At 48.8% G+C, this 1,273-nt stretch carries 1 protein-coding gene and 1 pseudogene; one reads left to right on the top strand and one right to left on the bottom strand.

The window, feature by feature from the left end; genetic code table 11:
* A pseudogene (locus HMPREF2842_RS09065) lies at positions 1 to 367 on the top strand (transcriptional initiation protein Tat); the annotation flags it as partial.
* A gap of 57 nt (positions 368 to 424) precedes the next feature.
* Here HMPREF2842_RS09065 and HMPREF2842_RS03740 read toward each other — a convergent pair.
* Positions 425 to 1,273: S-layer homology domain-containing protein (locus tag HMPREF2842_RS03740; RefSeq protein WP_246823173.1), on the bottom strand; the 849-nt coding region annotated here is incomplete at its 5' end.

Below are 1,273 nucleotides of genomic sequence, written 5' to 3'. Positions count from 1 at the left end.
GTATATCAGCTCGTGGGCTAGCGACTGCACCTTTACAGGAGTGCGCTCTGATAATCCTTACGAAGATAGTGACAAGCCAGAGGATAAATTTCCACTAGATAAGGCTCTCGCAGCACAATGGGGGTTCTATCTTGAAGGTGGCGCAAAGCGTCTTAGTATTATTGGCGCAAATGCTTTCGATGCTTGTCAGATGAGTGATAAGACCAGAACTGCGGCCCAAAAGAAAATTATGGGGGATAAATGGGTTCTTAAAATCAACTCTGAGCTTTATGAGCTATTAAGGATCGAAATTAATAATTTTAAATTTGAGGGAAAGCTTGTAGCGCCGAGAATCCCTAAAGCCGAGAATGAGTCCACAGAAAACTAGAAAATAGTTTGGTCCCCTGCATAGAAGAGCAGGGGACCAAACTATTTTTATAATCTCTTAAAATACGCCTCGAGTATCTGCCATGCGCAATACTTCAAAAGCCTGTTCATATGTTGCCTGGAAAGTCCATTGGCTCACTCGTCGACCTTCAGAGTCCATGCTCGCGACGTCATGGTACCTAACCGATTCGTGGAAGCCAGTGTACTTCTTATCAAAGCCGGCTCCAGTGTATTTCAACCAAACATAGGCCCGATGCAACTCTGAGCCGTAAGGAAGGTTGGGGTTCCGCTTGGTCCAGGGCTCTTCCTCATTCGGAGGATTCATATCGGGTAGCTTGACCGCCGGACTACCAGCTAGGCGGTATGCCATGATTACTGTCGTCGTTTCATTCGCGGGGGCATCGTAATGGAAATTCCCATCACTCCAACCCCAGGTAATGCCCCGCTCACGAGCCCACATCACCACAGGAAAACGCGGATCATCCGTCTTGATATCGCCATACGGAGACTGAGCCGGAAGATTCTTCACCTCAGGAGAGCCCGACAGACGATACAAATACTCCACAAACTGGCCACGGGAAATTACGGTGTTTTCTTCGATTAGCTGATACTTCTGGTATTCAGAAATTAGACCAACGCACTCAGCCCAGTCGTAGATAATCTTGCGACTGTAAGTCACATAAGCATTCGGAAGGTACTTATATTCGTAGATTGCGCGGTCGTTACAGGTCACCGCCGGTTCATTGGGCTGCACAATAGGGGTCACTTGGCGAGGTTTCAGAACACCAAGAGAATATGCCGGCACGCTACCGCACACCATGGCACCTGCCAGCAGTACCGTGCCGCCAACCTGGATGGTCCGCTTCGTGGGGCGGGCGAATAATTGTCGAAGCATCATAGCTCCTTC

The sequence above is a fragment of the Rothia sp. HMSC069C10 genome (assembly GCF_001812205.1).
GTDB classification, from domain to species: Bacteria; Actinomycetota; Actinomycetes; order Actinomycetales; family Micrococcaceae; genus Rothia; species Rothia mucilaginosa.
The sequence above is the reverse complement of the archived record's forward strand: the minus strand, read 5'-3'. Positions and strand labels throughout refer to the sequence as shown.